The organism is Sphingomonas sp. TDK1 (genome assembly GCF_001650735.1).
In the GTDB taxonomy this organism is placed as follows: domain Bacteria; phylum Pseudomonadota; class Alphaproteobacteria; order Sphingomonadales; family Sphingomonadaceae; genus Sphingomonas.
In genome coordinates this window covers 401,114-417,360 of sequence record NZ_LXVY01000048.1, presented here as the reverse complement: position 1 = coordinate 417,360, position 16,247 = coordinate 401,114, and the positions used below count along the sequence as shown (strand labels likewise).

The following is a 16,247-nucleotide window of genomic DNA, read 5'->3' as shown; positions in this document are numbered from 1 at the left end:
AACCCGGCGGGGGCGGGGGCGGTGGGGGCGGCGAGGCTTCGCCGGCGCCCATCGTGCCGGTCATCGGCGCGGGCGGCGGCGCCGCGGGATCGGTCTGCGGCGCTGTTTGGCCGGGCATCGGCGCAGGTTGCGGTGCTGTCTGGGTCTGGTCCGGCGTGGTCTGGGCCGGCATGTTCTGGGCGACGGCGGTGCCGCTGAGGGCAAGGGCCGAGGCGAGAAGCATCCACTTCATCTGGTGCACTCCTTCTTGATCGAAAGGCCCAGTGCGAACGCCCGTGGTGCGGAGTTTGTTGCACCTATATTTCTGCGGAAGCGCGGAACGGTGGCAGCGGGCGCGACATTGCCGCGCCCGCCGCAACCTCGTCAGGCAGTGTCAGCGGCCGCTGCGCTGTACACATTCGTCGGTCTGGCCGCGCTTGCAGACGGGATAATGGTCGCGCGCGGGCGGGGGAGGGAAAGCCTGGCTGGGGTTGAGCCGGCTGGGCTCGAACACCACCTTGTCGCCCGGCTGGGGCTGGCCGTTCACCCACATCGTCGCGGGCGCATAGCCGCCTGGCTCCGCTGCGGCGGGAGCGGTGCTGACGGGGGTGGTAGGGGTCGTCTGGGCGAGCGCCGGGCTGGCGAGCGTCAACGCGGCTGCCATTGCGATCAGCTTCATTTGCTGTCTCCTGCAAAGCTACACGGATGTGCATATTCACATCCGGTCAGCCAAACGCGGTGACCGCCAGAAGTTTCCCGAAAAACCGCGGACCCCCAAAAAGTTCCGCGGTTCATCGTGCGTACAGGTCAGTTGCCCGCGTCGAGCGCGTAGCCTGCCGATCGTACCGTGCGGATGATGTCCGGCCGGTTGCCTTTGTTGATCGCCTTGCGGAGGCGGCGGATGTGGACGTCGACGGTGCGCGATTCGATGTCGCTGTCATGGCCCCACACCGCATCGAGCAACCGCTCGCGCGAGAAGACCCAGCCCGGATGCTCGAGAAAATGCTTGAGCAGGCGGAATTCTGTCGGCCCCAGCTGGATGACTTCGCCGCCGCGACGGACCTTGTGGCCCACCGTGTCCATCTCGATGTCCGAATAGGTGAGCGCCTCGCCGGCCAGCGCCGGACGCACGCGGCGCAGCACCGCACCGACGCGGGCGACGAGTTCGCGCGGCGAGAACGGCTTGGTGACGTAATCGTCGGCACCGGTTTCCAGGCCGCGGACACGATCCTCCTCTTCGCCGCGCGCGGTAAGCATGATGATCGGCACGTTCGCCGTCTCCGGCATGCGGCGCAGGCGGCGGCACACCTCGATGCCCGACAGCCCTTCGACCATCCAGTCTAGCAGGACAATGTCCGGCGTCGCCTCCTTGGCGAGCAGTAGTGCTTCCTCGCCATCGGGGGTGTGCTTCACCTCATAGTCTTCGCGCTTGAAGTGCCAGGTGACGAGCTCCGCGATTGCGGCATCGTCTTCCACCAGCAGCATTTTGACCCGTGCCATATATTCCCCTCAGCTCCCGCTGCTTTCGCCGGCTTCTGCTTCGGCGAGATACTGCCCGGTCGCGGCAAAATAGACCATTTCGGCGACGTTGGTTGCGTGGTCGCCGATCCTCTCCAGATTTTTCGCAACGAACAGCAGGTGCGCCACCTGGCTGATCGTGCGCGGATTCTCGACCATGAAGGTCACCAGCGTGCGGAAGATCGAGTCGTAGAAATCGTCCAGCGCCGTATCGCTCGCATGCACCTCGGCCGCCGCCTTGGCATCGCGCGCCGAGAACGCATCAAGAGCGTTGCGCACCATGTCTGCGGCCAGCTGGCCCATCGCCGGCAGGATCGACACCGCTTCGATCCGCTCCTCGCCCTCGGCATGGATCATCGGGACGCGCTTGGCGATGTTCTTGGCGTAATCGCCGATCCGCTCGATCACCGCCGCGATCTTCATCGCGGCGATCACCTCGCGCAAATCGTCCGCCATCGGCGCGCGCAGCGCGATCACGCGGACGACGAGCTTTTCCAGCTCGGCCTCCATCGCGTCGATCTGCTTGTCCTTCTTACGCACCGTCTTGGCCAGCGCCTCGTCGCCGCGCTGCAGCGCCTTCATCGCGTCGTAGATCGCCTGTTCGGCAAGGCCGCCCATCTGCGAGATCAGCGCGCGCAGCTGGCTGATGTCCTGGTCGAACGCCTTGACCGTATGTTCGTGGCCCGATGCCATCAGCCGTACCTTCCGGTGATATAGTCCTTCGTCCGCTCCTCGCGGGGGGCGGTGAAGAGGTTGTCGGTCTCACCATATTCGACCAGCTGGCCGAGATGGAAGAAGGCGGTGCGCTGCGAGACGCGCGCGGCCTGCTGCATGTTGTGGGTGACGATCACGATGGCATAGCGACCGCGCAGTTCGTGGATGAGTTCCTCGATCTTGGCGGTGGCGATCGGGTCCAGCGCGCTGGCCGGTTCGTCCATCAGGATCACCTCGGGGTCGACCGCGATCGCGCGGGCGATGCACAGCCGCTGCTGCTGGCCGCCCGAAAGCGCGGTGCCGCTGTCCGACAGGCGGTCCTTCACTTCCTCCCACAGGCCCGCGCGCTTCAGCGAGCGTTCGACTATGTCTTCCAGATCCGTCTTGGACGCGGCGAGGCCGTGGATACGCGGTCCATAGGCGACATTCTCGAAGATCGACTTCGGGAACGGGTTCGGCTTCTGGAAGACCATGCCGACACGGGCGCGCAACTGCACCACGTCCATGTCGTCGGCGTAGATGTCCGCGCCGTCCAGCGTGATCTCGCCGGTCACCCGCGCGCTGGCGATGGTGTCGTTCATGCGGTTGAAGGTGCGCAGGAAGGTCGACTTGCCGCAGCCCGACGGGCCGATAAAGGCGGTGACCTTGTCCATGTCGATGTCGATCGACACGCCCTTCACGGCGTGGTTGTCGCCGTAAAAGACGCTGACGTCGCGGGCCGACATCTTGTGCGGAGCGGGGGAGAGGGCGGTCATTACCAGCGGGTCTCGAACTTGTTGCGGAGGTAGATGGCGAGCCCGTTCATCGCGAGCAGCACCGCGAGCAGTACGAGGATCGCGGCGCTCGTCTTCTCGACGAAGCCGCGGCTGACTTCGTCCGACCACAGGAAGATCTGCACCGGCAGCACGGTCGAGGGATCGGTGAAGCCGCCCGGCGCGGTGACGATGAAGGCACGCATGCCAATGAGCAAGAGCGGCGCGGTTTCGCCGAGCGCGCGGGCCATGCCGATGATCGTGCCGGTGAGGATCCCCGGCATGGCCAGCGGCAGCACATGATGGAACACCACCTGAATCGGGCTCGCGCCGATGCCGAGGGCTGCGTCGCGGATCGACGGCGGCACGCTCTTGATCGCGTTGCGGCTGGCGATGACGATGACGGGCATGATCATCAGCGCCAGCGTCACGCCGCCGACAAGCGGAGCGGAGCGCGGCAGCATCGGGCCATAGACATGGCCGCCAATCTCCCAGGTGCCGAGGAATACCGCGAGGCCAAGCAGGCCGAAGATGATCGAGGGCACCGCCGCGAGATTGTTGATCGATACCTCGATCAGGTCCGTCCAGCGGTTCTTCGGGGCATATTCCTCGAGATAGATGGCCGAGAGCACGCCGACCGGGAAGGCGATCAGGAAGGTGATCGCCATGGTGAGCAGCGAGCCTTTCAGCGCGCCCCATACGCCCACCGCGACCGGATCGGTCGAATCCGATTCGCGCAGGAACGCCCAGTTGAAGCTCCGGCGGATCGCGCCTTGTTGCTGCAACCGGGTGACACCGGCTTCCATCTCCGGCTCGCCGTCGCCCGCAAGCGCCCGGTCGAAGCCGGTGGCGGCGGGGACATAGACGATGGCGCGGCGCTCCAGCAGTCCCGGATCCCGCTTCACCGCCTCGCGCACGCTCAGCCAGGCACTGGGCGCGAGGTAGTCATCGCCCTGCGGGCCGAAGGCGCGGGTGGCGGCGTTCTGCACCGCGTCTTCCAGACCGCCACCGGCCAGCGCGAGATCGGCGGCCGGGGTGCCCAGATGGGCGCGCTCGATCTTGAGCCCGTCGGTCTTCAGATCGATCGGCAGGGCCAGTTCGGTGACGGTGAAGCCCCGCCAGCCCTGCGCCACCATGGTCAGCAGCAGAAAACCGAGAAAGGCGGCAGACAGGATCACCGCGCCGGCACCGAGGACGCGGAAGCGACGCTCAGCGGCGTAGCGGCGGCGGATGCGCTTTTGCATGGCCGCGCTTTTCCAGTCGGTGGGACGGCGCTCCGCGTTCTTATTCATAGGCTTCGCGATACTTCTTCACGACACGCAGCGCGACGATGTTGAGCAGCAGCGTGATGACGAACAGCGTCAGGCCCAAGGCGAAGGCCGCGAGCGTCTTGGGGCTGTCGAACTCGGCCTCGCCGGTCAGCAGATCGACGATCTGCTTGGTGACGGTGGTCGCGCTCTGCAGCGGGTTGAGGGTGATCGTCGCGGCGCCCGAGGCCGCCATCACCACGATCATCGTCTCACCGATCGCGCGGCTCACCGCGAGCAGCACGCCCGCAACCACGCCCGGCAGTGCCGCGGGAATCAGCACGCGCGAGATCGTCTCGCTGGTCGTGGCGCCCATCGCCAGGCTGCCGTCGCGCATCGATGTCGGCACCGCGGCGAGCGAGTCGTCGGCCATCGAGGAGACGAAGGGGATGATCATCACCCCCATCACCAGTCCCGCCGCCAGCGCGCTCTCCGACGAGGCGAAGGGATCGCCGAGCAGCACCGCGAGCTTGCGGACGGCCGGCGCGACCGTCAGCGCGGCGAAATAGCCATAGACGACCGTGGGCACGCCCGCGAGCATCTCCAGCGTCGGCTTCATCCAGCGGCGAGTCGTCGCCGACGCATATTGGGTGAGGTACACCGCGCTCATCAGCCCGAACGGGATGGCGACCAGCATCGCGATCACCGCGCCGATGAAGAAGGTACCCCAGAACAGCGGCACCGCGCCCAGCGACGCGCCGGGGTTTTTGGCGTCGATGACCTGCGGGCTCCAATGGGTGCCGAACAGGAACTGCGTGATCGGCACCTGGCTGAAGAACCGCGTCGACTCCCAGAAGAGCGATACGAAGATGCCGAGCGTGGTGAAGATCGCGATCAGCGATGCCACCAGCAGGCCCATCATCAGCGTCCGTTCCACCTTCGAGCGTGCGCGGAAATCGGGGCGGATGCGGCTGAACGCGAAGAAGAAGCCGGCAAAGGCGAGCAGTGCCGCCGCCGCCGTGCCCGTCCAGGCGGCGCGGCTGCGCGCGGCGGCGACTACCGGAGCCAGCTGCCGCGCCAGCGGATCCACGTCCGCATCATAGGGATGCTGCGCGACCATCCGCGCCTGGGCAAGGACCGAGTCGCGCTCGAAGGCGAAGTTCGAGAGGCCCGCTGCGGCCGGGCTCTGCAGCACCGCCTGCCGCACCATGCCGGGGCTGGCCACCGACCAGACGAGGAGGAACAGGAGCGGCGGCAGGACCGTCCACATGCCGACGAACCAGCCATGCTGGGCCGGCAGCGAGTGCAGCCGCTTGGCGCCGCCGCGATCGAAACGCAGCGCGCGGGCGCGCGCCGTCAACCAGCCGATCAGGCCCAGGCCGAGGATCAGGAACAGTAACGCGAACGGGTTCACCGGGGGAGCATCTCAGCGAAGCGGGGAAGGGCGGGCGGGGTCACTTGAGGGCGGCCGGGTCGAGCGGGGTGAGATCCTGCACGCGCTTCGCCATCTCTGCCCGCGTGGTCTCGGGCGCCGCGATGAGTCCGCGCTTCACCAGCGGGCCGCCGGGCCCCCACAGCGTTGCGTACAGCGTGAGGAAGTCCTTCAGCCCCGGCACCGCCTTCAGGTGCCGCTTCTTCACATAGAGATAGAGCGGGCGGGCGCCCGGATACTGGCCGTCCGCGATCGTCGCATAGGTAGGCGCGACGCCCTCGATCGGCACGCCGTGCAGCCGGTTCCGGTTCTCCTCGAGATAGGAATAGCCGAAGATGCCGAGCGCATTGGGGTTCTGCGCCAGCCCCTGCACGATCAGATTGTCGTTCTCGCCCTTGTCGACATAGGGCCCGTCGTCGCGGATGCGGCGGCATTCGGCGTCGAAATGGGTGGGATCGGATTCGGCCTTGAGCTTCGCCGCATTCGGATCCGCCTCGATACAGCCGGGCGCGAGCATCAGTTCGACGAACGCGTCGCGGGTACCGCTGGTGGAGGGCGGGCCCATCACCAGGATCGGGATGGCGGGCAGGGCAGGATTCACGTCCCGCCAGGTGCGCGCGGTGTTGGGCTTGCCCATCGGATTGGCGGCCAGCGCCAGATAGACGTCCCGCTTGCTCAGCGCGAGCTTCGGCCCCTGGTTCGATTCGGCGAGCGCCACGCCGTCCAGCCCGATCACGATCTCCATGATCTCGCCGACCTGGTTCGCCTCGCAATGCGCATATTCCGATCGCGTCATCCGGCGCGAGGCATTGGCGATATCCGGGAATTGCGTGCCCACGCCTTCGCAGAAGCGGCGCAGGCCCGCGCCGCTGCCGATCGATTCGACCACGGGCGCCTTGCGGCTGCTGCGCGCGTTGACGAACGCCTCGGCAACGGCGGTCGTAAACGGATAGACAGTCGAGGAGCCGACGACGCGGATTTCACGCGTCGCGCTGCCATCGCACGCCGACAGGGCGAGCGGGCCGAAGGCGATCAGCGCTAGACGACCCAGCATCGTCACTTCTTGCTCCCCGAGAATGGCGGTGTTTGGATCGCGGAGTCTGCGGCTCTGCTTCCCACGCATTGCCCATCCGGCAATCGCGTTACGACTTTATGACATTCGGCTCGATCGGCAATCGCACGGTCACCGTGGTGCCCACCCCGACCGAAGAGGCGATATCCAGCCGGCCGCGGTGACGCTCCACCACGTGCTTGACGATGGCGAGGCCCAGGCCAGTGCCCCCCAGCGACCGGCTACGTCCCGAATCGACACGATAGAAGCGCTCGGTCAGCCGCGGGATATGCTCCGGCGGGATACCCTCGCCCTGGTCGCTCACCGCGAAGCGCACCATCGTGTCGCCCTCGCTGCGCAGCGAGACCGTTACCGGCGTGCCGGCGCGGCCATATTTCATCGCGTTGCCGATCAGGTTGTGGAGCAGCTGGCTCAGCTGGGTGCGGTCGCCCCGCACCGGTGCCACCGTCTCGATCTCGGTCACCACATCGGCGGCCCGGGGGCTGCCGGCGAGTTCGGTGCAGACCTGCGGGATCAGATCGGCCAGCTGGATCGATTCCGCCGGCGCGCGATACTTCTCCGCCTCGATCCGGCTCAGCGAAATCAGGTCGCTGATCAGCCGGTCCATGCGCCGTGCCTCGTCGTGCATGATTTTGAGGAAGCGCGCGCGAATCTCCGGCTCCTCGCCCGCGCCGTCCGCCAGCGTCTCGACATAGCCGAGCAGCGAGGCGAGCGGCGTTCGCAGCTCGTGGCTGGCATTGGCGACGAAGTCGACGCGCATCCGGTCGGCGGTGTAGCTGCCGGTCCGATCGATCAGATGCACGACGCGCTCGCCGGTCTCCAGCGTGCGGACACGCATCTCCCAGCGCTGCTCGCGAGTGCCCAGGCCGACCAGGTGGATCGGGGCGGCGGAAAGCTGCTCGCCCGGATCGAGCAGCCGTTCTGCGGCGGCGGGATGGCGGATCGCGAGGCGCACGTCCTCGCCCAGGATATGTTCGCCCAGCAGGGCGCGGGCCGGGCCGTTCGCGGCGATGACGCGGGTGGCCGCAATGACCAGCACCGGCTCGGCAATCGCTTCGATGACTTCCCCGAACGCGATGTCGTGCTCCGCAACCGCGGCATCGTCGCGCGGCGCGGGTGCAGGATCGCCGCCGATCGCCACGATCAGCACCGCGGCGATCGTGCCGACCAGCATCACCAGCGCCACCTGCAGGTCGCCGTTGAGCAGCAAGCCCACCAGCGCCGACAGCGCGGCAACGCCAAGTGCAACGATGATTCGGAAGCCATGGGCCGAAAGCATGGCGTCTTCTAGCGTGCGATCGTCCCAAGACGAGCCTGTATTTACGATTGCGAAATGGGCGCTGGCGCAGAACAAGGGAGCAATGGACGATACGAATCCCCAAGACCAGCCGACCCGTCGGCGCGCGCTGATGCTGGGCGCGGCAAGCGCCGCCGCTATCGTGTCGATTCGCCCCGCGCTCGCGCAGACCAACGCATCGGTCATGCAGTGCGAGATTCCGGTCACCGATCCGGGCCGTGCGGGCAGTTATATCGCGCCGGATGGCCGCGTGGTGCCGGCACGGACGCCAGGTGCCTTTCCGGCACCCGGGCGCAACTTCAAGGCGAAGGACGTCAAGCGTGCGCTCAATGGCGGCACGTTGCCGGGCACCGACCCGCAGGCCAGCCGCGCCTACACCAACTACATCCGCCGCCTGCAGCGCGGCACTAGCGGGTTCACCTGTTTCGCGTCGCTCCAGATGCCCCGCGGCTGAGGGTGGGGCGGTGTATTATCGCGCCGCCGACCCCACGACTCTGCGCATCGTCCCGCTCGACGCGCTGACGTTGCTCTACCACCGCGCCTCGGGGATCACCCATATCGTCGATGCGCCGGTGCCGGAAATCCTCGAGATCCTGGGAGAAGGGCCGCGTGATGTGCGCGGGCTGCTGGCCGTGTTGGCCGAGCGTTTCGATCTCGCCGACCCCGACCCGGCGGCGCTGGCGGTGCGGCTGGACGAACTGGTCGCGGCAGGTCTGGTGGAGCGGACATGCGCCATTTGAAGCTGCTGCGGATCGGGCCGATCGGCTTTCGCATCGGCAGCCATTGGCGAGGCCCGATCGCGGCGTTGGACGCGCTGTACCGGGACTATCCGGGCCCGCAGGACGGCATCGCCGATTTCAACGTCCACCTGTTCGCGGCGCGGCCTTGGCGACGAGTGCTGCGGCCCTCGGTGCATATCGCAGGCGATTTCGTAATCCCCGATGCGGCACCCCTGCCGCTGGCGCAGGGCCTGCTCGCCGCCGAGATGGGAATGAACCTGCAGCTGGCGCTCGGGCTGCGGCGCTATCTCCTGCTCCACGCCTCGATGGTTGAACGAAACGGGCGTGCGGTGATCATGACCGGCATCTCGGGCGCGGGGAAATCGACGCTCGCCGCACTGTTGATGGCGCGCGGCTGGCGGCTGATGGGGGACGAGTTTGCACTGATCGACTGCGCGACGGGGCTCGCTTATGCCTTTCCCCGGCTGGTCAGCCTGAAGAACGAGGCGATCGAGGTGGTGGCACAGGCGCTGCCGGAAGCGCGCTTCGGGCCGCTGCTGGAGGGGACGCCCAAGGGCGCAATCCGGCACCTGGTGCCCGATGCGCGAGCGATCGCCGCAATGGATGCACCCGCCGAGCCGTGCCTGATCCTTTTCCCCCGCTTCGGTTTCGAAGCGGCGGAGCGGCCGGTGCTGCCGAGCGAGGCATTCGTGCGGCTCACCCAGAGCTCCACCAACTATGTCACGCTTGCCGAGCGCGGCTTCACGGCGCTCACCCGCCTGGTGCAGACGGTGCCCTCGCGTGCGATCGACTATCCCGATGCCGAGACGGCGCTGGCGATGGTGGAGGCACTGGCATGAACCCCGCGCTGCTCCTCGCGCGTACGTTGCGCACGCCCGGCACGATCGAGAGTCTCTCGGCGTCGGACTGGAATGCGCTCTGGGCCGTGGCGCGGGCGGAGCAGCTTGCCGGCACGTTGGCGCACCGCGTTGCCGGCCTGCCGATGCCGGAGGCCGCGGCGCGGCTGGTGGCCGACGCGATCGCCTCGGCGGAGCAAGGGCGCACTGCTGCGCTCTGGGAAGCGGAGATGGCGCGCCGGGCGCTGGCTGGGATCGACGCGCCGGTCGTGCTGCTGAAGGGGACCGCCTATACGGCGGCCGGGCTCTCGCCGTCGATGGGGCGGGTGATCGGCGATCTCGACATTCTGGTGCCGCGCAACGCGATCGACGATGTCGAGGCAGCGCTGCTGGCGGCGGGCTGGGAATGGGTGAAGCCGGATCCCTATGACGATGCCTATTATCGCCGCTGGATGCACGAGCTGCCGCCGCTGATCCATCGCGATCGCGACAAGATGATCGATGTGCACCACACGATCCTGCCGCTCACCGCCCGTATCCGTCCTGATGCGGAGGCGCTGCTGGCGGACAGCGTGCCGCTGGAGAACGGGCTGCGCATCCTCAATCCGCAGGACATGCTGTGCCACGCGGCGGCGCATCTGTTCGCCGACGGCGATCTGGCAGGGGGTATGCGGAACCTGTGGGATATCCACTGCATGCTTGGCGAGTTCGGAGTGGATGGCCTGGCCGAACGGTCGGGGCATCACGGTCTGAGCGCCGCGATGGCGCGGGCGGTGCGGCAGGCGGTGCGGCTCTATGGCACCGACGTACCGCCGGAATGGCGCCGCCAGGATGCGTTCGACTCGCTGTTTCATCGCCGGTTGACGGCGCGGGACGGATGGGGACGCTCGACGCGCAAGGCCGTGCAACTGGGCTTCTATATCCGGTCGCACTGGCTTCGAATGCCACCGGTGATGCTCGCGCAGCACCTGTTGACGAAATGGCGCAAGGGGCACCGGCCGGCCTGAACCGCCCGGCGCCCTTGCCTTCGATCAGAAGGTGGCGATCTTCACCATGAACCGCACGTTGCGGCCGGGCTGGATCACCAGATCCTTGTTCAGCGAGGCCGCGTTGCGCTGCACCTCGTCGGTCAGGTTCTGGCCGATGATCGCGAACTCGATTCCCGGCTGCGACTTGAACGGGCGCCAGGCGATGTTGGCGTTGAGGTTGTTGTAGCCCGGCGTCGCGGTGTCGAACGCGCCGAACTTGTCCTGCTCGCCGGCATGGACGAACTGCACGGCCGCATCGAGCGTCGGGCTTAGCCAGTTCACGCCGCCGCCCAGGCGATAAGGCGGGATGCGTGGAACGTTGCCGCCGCTGTCCAGCGTCGCGCGGGTATAGTCGGCCAGCGCGGTCAGCTGCAGGGTGCTGTCGTTCCGGTGGAACAAGTCGTAGCTCGCCTTGCCTTCCAGGCCCCGGAAATGCGCGCCCTGCTGGCGGTAGTTCAGTTCCTTGAGGTCGCCGGTGCCGCCCACGGCGCAGGTGCCGTCATCGTCGCAGGTGCGGCCGGTCAGGTCGCCGTAGATATAATTGTTGAACCAGGTCGAATAGGCGCTGCCGTCAAAGTGGAAGCGGTCCAGGTTGACGCGCAAGGTCGCCTCGATCGAGTTCGCGCGCTCGATGCGGAGGGTTGGGTCGCCCGTCTCGAAGGTGTTGGGGCCGTCATGCCCGCCCCGGGCGAACAGCTCGGTGATCGCCGGTGCGCGGCCGGTGCTGGAGCCGGTAAAGCCCAGCTTCACATGGCTGCCGACGTCGAGCAATGCGCCGATCGCGCCGCTCACCGGCGTGAAGTCGCGCGAGGTGAAGATGTTGGACGCGGGGGTGCCTTCCTCGCGGACATGTTCGACGCGGCCGCTGGCCTGGAGGTGGAGGATGTCGGTTACCGGCAGTTCGGTGAACAGATAGGCCGCTTCACTCTGCGTGGTGGTGGGGAACAGATAGCTGCTGTCCTGCCCGATCGCGGAGAACTTGCGGTTCTGGATCTCGAAGCCCAACGCCGAGTTGCGGATCGGCCCCAGCGGGTTCAGCAGGAATTCGAGGTGGCCGTCGAATTCCTTGTTGCGGAACGTCGTGTCGATCGTGCCGTCCGGCTCCTTCTCGTCATGCGTATAGTCAGCATAGCTCGCATCGAGGTTGATCGACTTGAGCGGACCGGCGTTCACCGCGAACACGTCGCGCGACATCACCTTGGTCTGGCGCATGTCGATATACGTCGTGTCGCTGGGGATGCCGTACTTCGAATCATACTGGCTGACCGACAGGCCGACATGGCTCGCCTTGTCGCCGCCGAAGAAATAGGAGCCGCCCACCGACTCGCCATGTCCGCGGAAGAAGCTGTTCTGCTGGGTGCCGAGCGGGGTGTCGTAATTGCCCGCGTCGCGATAGAAGCCGTCGGCGTGCAGCGCGATGGCGCCGGCCTTTGCGTCGACCAGCGCGCCGCCTTCGCCGACATTCGAGACGGTGCCGTAGCTGCCCACGGCCTCGCCCGAGAAGGTCTCGGTCGGCAGCTTCATCGGCACCCGATTATTGATGACGTTGACCACGCCGCCGATCGCCTGGCTGCCGTATCGGAGTGTCCCGGCACCGCGGACAACCTCGATGCTCTGGGCGGCGAAGGGGTCGACCGGGATGCCGTGGTCCGGGCCGATGTCCGACACATCGGAGCTGCTGGCGCCATTTTCCAGGATGCGCACGCGCGTTGCGTCCATGCCGCGGATGATCGGGCGGCTGGCACCGCTAGCGAAGGTGGTGGCGGCGATACCGGGCTCCTGGGCCAGCGCATCGCTGATGCTCGCGCCGCCGCTGCGCAGGATCTGGTCGCGATCGACATGCGTGACGATGGTGGGCACCTCGTCACTGGATACAGCGTACGGGGCGGCGGTGACGATGATGGTGTTCTTGTCGTTCGCCTGCTGGTCGGTGTCGGCAAAGGCATGGGGAACGAACGCGACGACGGCCGCGCCCGCGAGAAGGGCAGTACGCATGGAAGAAAACTCCGTGAACCTGGGAAGCGCCGCCCATGACGGCGGCGCACATCGTTATTCAGGCGCGGAGTGCGGGTGGGGCGCGGCTGCGCCAGTCGTGGGAGCGGAGCGGTCGTGGTGCCGGATCGGCGGCAAGGGCCTCCCGCCATTCGGCTGCAGGCGAGGGCAGCACCAGCGCGGGGGGCGCCGAGGCGAGATAGGCGCCAGCCGCCGCCACTTCGTCGCAGAGCGGGCAGTCCTGATCGTCGTCATTCTGCTTGGGCGCGTGATGGGCACCCGCCAGCGTGCGCCAACCCGCGGATTCGTGAACGTGCGCGCGCACGATCCCCGCCTGCCAGCATAGCGCGAACGCCAGCAGCAGTGCCGGCAGCAGCCGGATGAGGAGACCAGACACGCGGAACAAGCGCATTCCCGTTGCCGTACTGCAGCATCGCGCATGTTTCAACATATCATCGCGCTCAAAGTGCGGCGATGTCGACCCTTTCCGCGGCGAGCTCAAGCGGCCCGTGTCGATGTGAGACGAGCACCAGCCCAGTGCCTGTCTGGTCGAGCCACGCCCGCAGGCGGCGGACGAGTTCCGCCTCGGTCGCGGCGTCCAGGCCTTCGCTGGGCTCGTCCAGCAGCAGCCACGGCCTTTCGGCGAGCAGGGCGCGGGCGAGGGACAGGCGCTTGCGTTCGCCACCCGAGAGGGTGCCGCCCGCCTCTGCCACCGATGTGTCCAGTCTGCCCGGCATCGCCGCAACCGTACTGTCGAGACAGGCGATGTGCAGGGCTTCCCACATCGCCGGCTCCGTGATGCCGGGGCGAGCGACACGAAGATTGTCAGCAATAGAGCCGGCGATCAGCACCGCGTCCTGCGGCGCCAGTGCGAATTGCCCGCGCAATTCCTCAGCGGGGCAGGCATCGATCGGCGTCTCATCAAGGAGGAGCGGGTGCACGGGCGAACGTAGGCCGGCCAACGCCTCGATCAGGCGGGTCTTGCCGGTGCCCGAAACGCCGGTGATCGCGATGCGCGCGCCGGAGAGCAGCCGGTGCACGCCGATGGTGATCGGCCGCGCCGTCACGCTCTCAGACGCTCTATGCACGAGGTCTCCCGGCAGTTCTGCGAGGGTTGCGAGGCGGGCAAGTCCGTGCTCCACGCTCGCCTGCCGCAATGCGGTGCGGGCAAAGGCGGCCATCGCTTCCACCGAGGCGGCGGCGGCGAGCAGCGCCAGTGCGCGGATCGGCGCGCCGCCTTCGGCCAGTGCGAATACCAGCGCTGCGGCAAGCGTGCCGTAGAAGGCGAGCAGCCCGGCCACCGCGCCCTCGCCTCGCGCCAGTGCCGCGCGGGCACGGTCGAGCGGGCGTGCAAGCTCCGCAATCGTTTCCGACACGCGGCCGGCCAGACCATAGGCGATGATTTCGGGCCGCGCCGCTGCATAGTCGACAAAGGCGGTACGCAGCGCGCCCAGCGCCTCCGCGGCGTCCGCCGACGGGCCGCTGGTGAGGCGGCGGGCGGCGAGGATCAGTAGCGGGGGCAGGGCAGCCAGCAGCATCGCCAGCGCCAGCGCGGCTTTCCAGCCGGCGAGCGCCACCAGCGCCACGGCGAAGCACGCAGCCGCGAGGCTTGCCGGGCGGCTGGGGCGGCGGACAACCAGATCCTCCAGCGCTTCGATGTCGCCGATCAACCGTGCGCTCGCGTCGCCACCTGCAAGGTCCGGCGCGGTGCGGCTATCCTGCGCGGCCAGCTTGCCGAACAGGCGCCCGCGCAGATCTGCCATGGCGGTCAGCGCGGCCTGGTGAGACAGCAGCCGTTCGCCATAGCGGCCGCCGGTGCGCAGGATGGCGAGGCCGCGGATGGCGGCGCTCGGGATCAAATAATTGAACGCGGCGACAGCCGCCGCGCCGCTCGCGCCGGCAATCGCCGCGCCGGTGAGAAACCAGCCGGACAGCGCGAGCAGAAGGATTGCGGCGAGCCCGCCGATGGCGGCGCAGGCGAGCGCCTGGCGCAGAATGCGACGTTCCGGGGCGGCGAGGGGGAAGGGGTTCACAGCGTCACCTCGGCATCGGCGGCGGCGATCAGGCGTGGGTCATGGGTGGCGACGATCACTGCGCGCTCGATCGCCACGATGCGAAGCAGGGCAGTGATCGCGGCGGCACTGCGGTCGTCGAGATCGGCGGTGGGTTCGTCGGCGAGCAGCAGCGGCCGGTCCGCCAGCAGCGCCCGGGCAAGCCCCAGGCGGCGGCGCTCGCCGCCCGACAGGCCCGAACCGCGATGGTCGAGCGGCAGGTCCAGCCCGGCACCGCGCCCCGCGAGCATGGGCGAAAGGCCGACACGCGCGATCGCCGCTAGGATATCGCCATCGGTCGCGGTTGGCGCGGCGAGCGCAAGATTGTCGCGCAGGGTTCCTGGCAGGATCAACGGGTGTTGCGCTGCCCAGGCGATGTGGTTCGCAGCCACCGAAGTCAGCACGCCCGAGCGGGGACTTAGCTGTCCGGCAATCGCGGCGAGCAGGCTGGTCTTGCCGCTGCCGGTCGGTCCGGTCAGCGCCACCAGGCCGGTGGTGCCGATCGAGATGTTCGCGGGCCCCACTGCTCGCCCCGGCCAGGCAATGAGCACATCGCGCGCTTCCACCCCCGCGAAAACGGCGGGGGCGGCAGCAGGGGGCGGCAGTTCCGGCACCGATGCGATTGCGGTCCGCGCCGCTTCGCCGAGTTGCTTGTCGTGATAGGCCGCCGCCAGCCGGCGCATTGGCAGGTAGAATTCCGGCGCCATCGCCAGAGCGAAGAACGCCTCGCGCAAGGTCAGCGTCTCCGGATCGGGGAAGGGGAGCAGCCCCAGCAGGCTGAACCCGCAATAGACCGCCACCAGCGCCACCGCGAGCGCAGAGAAGAACTCCAGCACCGCGCTGGACAGGAAGGCGACGCGCAACACCTCCACGGTCCGGGCGGCGACTTCGCGGGTCGCCGCGCCTACCTGCCGCGCGACGCGCTCCTCGGCGCCGAAGTGGCGGAGGATCGGCAGCGTGCGCACCCGATCGACGAACAGGTCCGACAAATCTCCCAGCGCCTCCAGCTGGCGCTCGGAGGCGCGCTTTGCCGCCGTGCCAGCGAGGATCATACCGAAGATGAAGGGGACCAGCGTGCCGAGCAGGATGCCCGCCGCGACGAGGCTGGCGCAGGCGATGATCGCCACTGCCACCAGCGGGGCAGCGGCGGCTGCCATCCGTGCCGGGACGAAGCGCGTCTCATAGCCCTCGATCGTGGCGACGTGGTCGATCGCGAGCACCGCCGACTGCCCGCTCGAAGGCGCGGCACCGCTGCCGAGCAGCCGTTGCGCAAGCGTGGCGCGGAGCGGCCCGGTCGTCGCCTGCGCCCCGCGCACCGCGAGCATCGGCACCCCCCAGGCCGTGGCCGCGCGCACCAGCCCGCCGCCGAGCATCGCCGTATAGGCGGCCGGAGGCACTGCGTGGCCCGCAGCCGCGGCGGCGACACCGTCCGCAATGCCCCAGGCGAACAATGCCGCTCCGCCCAAGTCGATGATCCAGGCGAGCCCGGCCTGCTTCTGAAGGGTCATATCCGCTACGTCTAAAGCCTTGTTCTACGCTCGGCAGGAATAGGGGATGTTCCGCATAGGCGCAGCCCACACCAAAGCCTA

16 protein-coding genes and 1 pseudogene are annotated in these 16,247 nt (G+C 68.0%); 4 read left to right on the top strand and 13 right to left on the bottom strand.

Going from position 1 to position 16,247, the window contains the following annotated elements:
* The 9 genes and pseudogenes from A7X12_RS24860 to A7X12_RS24820 form a co-directional block, all read right to left on the bottom strand.
* A pseudogene (locus tag A7X12_RS24860) lies at positions 1-232 on the bottom strand (calcium-binding protein); the annotation flags it as partial.
* Positions 233-373: 141 nt separating this feature from the next.
* A complete protein-coding gene (locus tag A7X12_RS24855; RefSeq protein ID WP_064314092.1) occupies positions 374-658 on the bottom strand; it encodes a hypothetical protein in 285 nt (94 codons plus the stop codon).
* 128 nt (positions 659-786) lie between these two features.
* Positions 787-1,479: a phosphate regulon transcriptional regulator PhoB gene (gene phoB, locus A7X12_RS24850; protein WP_064314091.1), complete on the bottom strand. Its 693-nt coding sequence runs from the start codon at positions 1,477-1,479 to the stop codon at positions 787-789.
* 9 nt (positions 1,480-1,488) lie between these two features.
* Complete coding sequence (gene phoU, locus A7X12_RS24845) at positions 1,489-2,190, bottom strand: phosphate signaling complex protein PhoU (RefSeq protein ID WP_064314090.1); 702 nt, start codon at positions 2,188-2,190, stop codon at positions 1,489-1,491.
* Positions 2,190-2,966 carry a phosphate ABC transporter ATP-binding protein PstB gene (gene pstB, locus A7X12_RS24840; RefSeq protein ID WP_064314089.1) on the bottom strand — a complete coding sequence of 259 codons (777 nt, stop codon included), beginning with the start codon at positions 2,964-2,966 and terminating at the stop codon, positions 2,190-2,192. Before pstB ends, phoU begins: the two co-directional genes overlap by 1 nt.
* Positions 2,966-4,207 (bottom strand): phosphate ABC transporter permease PstA, encoded by a 1,242-nt coding sequence (gene pstA / locus A7X12_RS24835; protein ID WP_232318685.1) that lies wholly within the window; start codon positions 4,205-4,207, stop codon positions 2,966-2,968. The genes pstB and pstA overlap by 1 nt, the downstream gene beginning before the upstream one ends.
* Before the next feature lie 40 nt (positions 4,208-4,247).
* A complete protein-coding gene (gene pstC, locus A7X12_RS24830) occupies positions 4,248-5,624 on the bottom strand; it encodes a phosphate ABC transporter permease subunit PstC (RefSeq protein WP_064314087.1) in 1,377 nt (458 codons plus the stop codon).
* Positions 5,625-5,664: 40 nt separating this feature from the next.
* Positions 5,665-6,696: a substrate-binding domain-containing protein gene (locus A7X12_RS24825; protein WP_064314143.1), complete on the bottom strand. Its 1,032-nt coding sequence runs from the start codon at positions 6,694-6,696 to the stop codon at positions 5,665-5,667.
* An 88-nt stretch (positions 6,697-6,784) separates the two neighbouring features.
* Positions 6,785-7,993 (bottom strand): sensor histidine kinase, encoded by a 1,209-nt coding sequence (locus A7X12_RS24820; RefSeq protein WP_064314086.1) that lies wholly within the window; start codon positions 7,991-7,993, stop codon positions 6,785-6,787.
* 82 nt (positions 7,994-8,075) lie between these two features.
* On the opposite strand from A7X12_RS24820, the gene A7X12_RS24815 reads away from it, so the two are divergent.
* From A7X12_RS24815 to A7X12_RS24800, 4 genes are read left to right on the top strand one after another with little or no spacing between them, the layout of a single operon-like run.
* Positions 8,076-8,465 (top strand): hypothetical protein, encoded by a 390-nt coding sequence (locus A7X12_RS24815; RefSeq protein WP_064314085.1) that lies wholly within the window; start codon positions 8,076-8,078, stop codon positions 8,463-8,465.
* A 10-nt stretch (positions 8,466-8,475) separates the two neighbouring features.
* Positions 8,476-8,751, top strand: a complete 276-nt coding sequence (locus A7X12_RS24810) for an HPr-rel-A system PqqD family peptide chaperone (protein WP_064314084.1) — start codon at positions 8,476-8,478, stop codon at positions 8,749-8,751.
* Entirely contained in the window at positions 8,739-9,590 is an 852-nt protein-coding gene (locus tag A7X12_RS24805) for an HprK-related kinase A (protein ID WP_064314083.1), read from the top strand. The genes A7X12_RS24810 and A7X12_RS24805 overlap by 13 nt, the downstream gene beginning before the upstream one ends.
* Positions 9,587-10,594: a nucleotidyltransferase domain-containing protein gene (locus A7X12_RS24800; RefSeq protein ID WP_064314082.1), complete on the top strand. Its 1,008-nt coding sequence runs from the start codon at positions 9,587-9,589 to the stop codon at positions 10,592-10,594. Before A7X12_RS24805 ends, A7X12_RS24800 begins: the two co-directional genes overlap by 4 nt.
* Positions 10,595-10,618: 24 nt before the next feature.
* On the opposite strand, the gene A7X12_RS24795 is transcribed toward A7X12_RS24800, so the two are convergent.
* From A7X12_RS24795 to A7X12_RS24780, 4 genes are all read right to left on the bottom strand, one after another.
* Complete coding sequence (locus tag A7X12_RS24795) at positions 10,619-12,610, bottom strand: TonB-dependent receptor (protein WP_064314081.1); 1,992 nt, start codon at positions 12,608-12,610, stop codon at positions 10,619-10,621.
* A gap of 58 nt (positions 12,611-12,668) precedes the next feature.
* Positions 12,669-13,004, bottom strand: coding sequence for a DUF2946 family protein (locus A7X12_RS24790; protein WP_232318684.1), 336 nt, complete (start codon positions 13,002-13,004; stop codon positions 12,669-12,671).
* 64 nt (positions 13,005-13,068) lie between these two features.
* Positions 13,069-14,640, bottom strand: coding sequence for an ATP-binding cassette domain-containing protein (locus A7X12_RS24785; RefSeq protein ID WP_064314079.1), 1,572 nt, complete (start codon positions 14,638-14,640; stop codon positions 13,069-13,071).
* Entirely contained in the window at positions 14,637-16,166 is a 1,530-nt protein-coding gene (locus A7X12_RS24780; RefSeq protein ID WP_064314078.1) for an ABC transporter ATP-binding protein/permease, read from the bottom strand. The genes A7X12_RS24785 and A7X12_RS24780 overlap by 4 nt, the downstream gene beginning before the upstream one ends.
* Between the last annotated feature and the right edge of the window lie 81 nt (positions 16,167-16,247).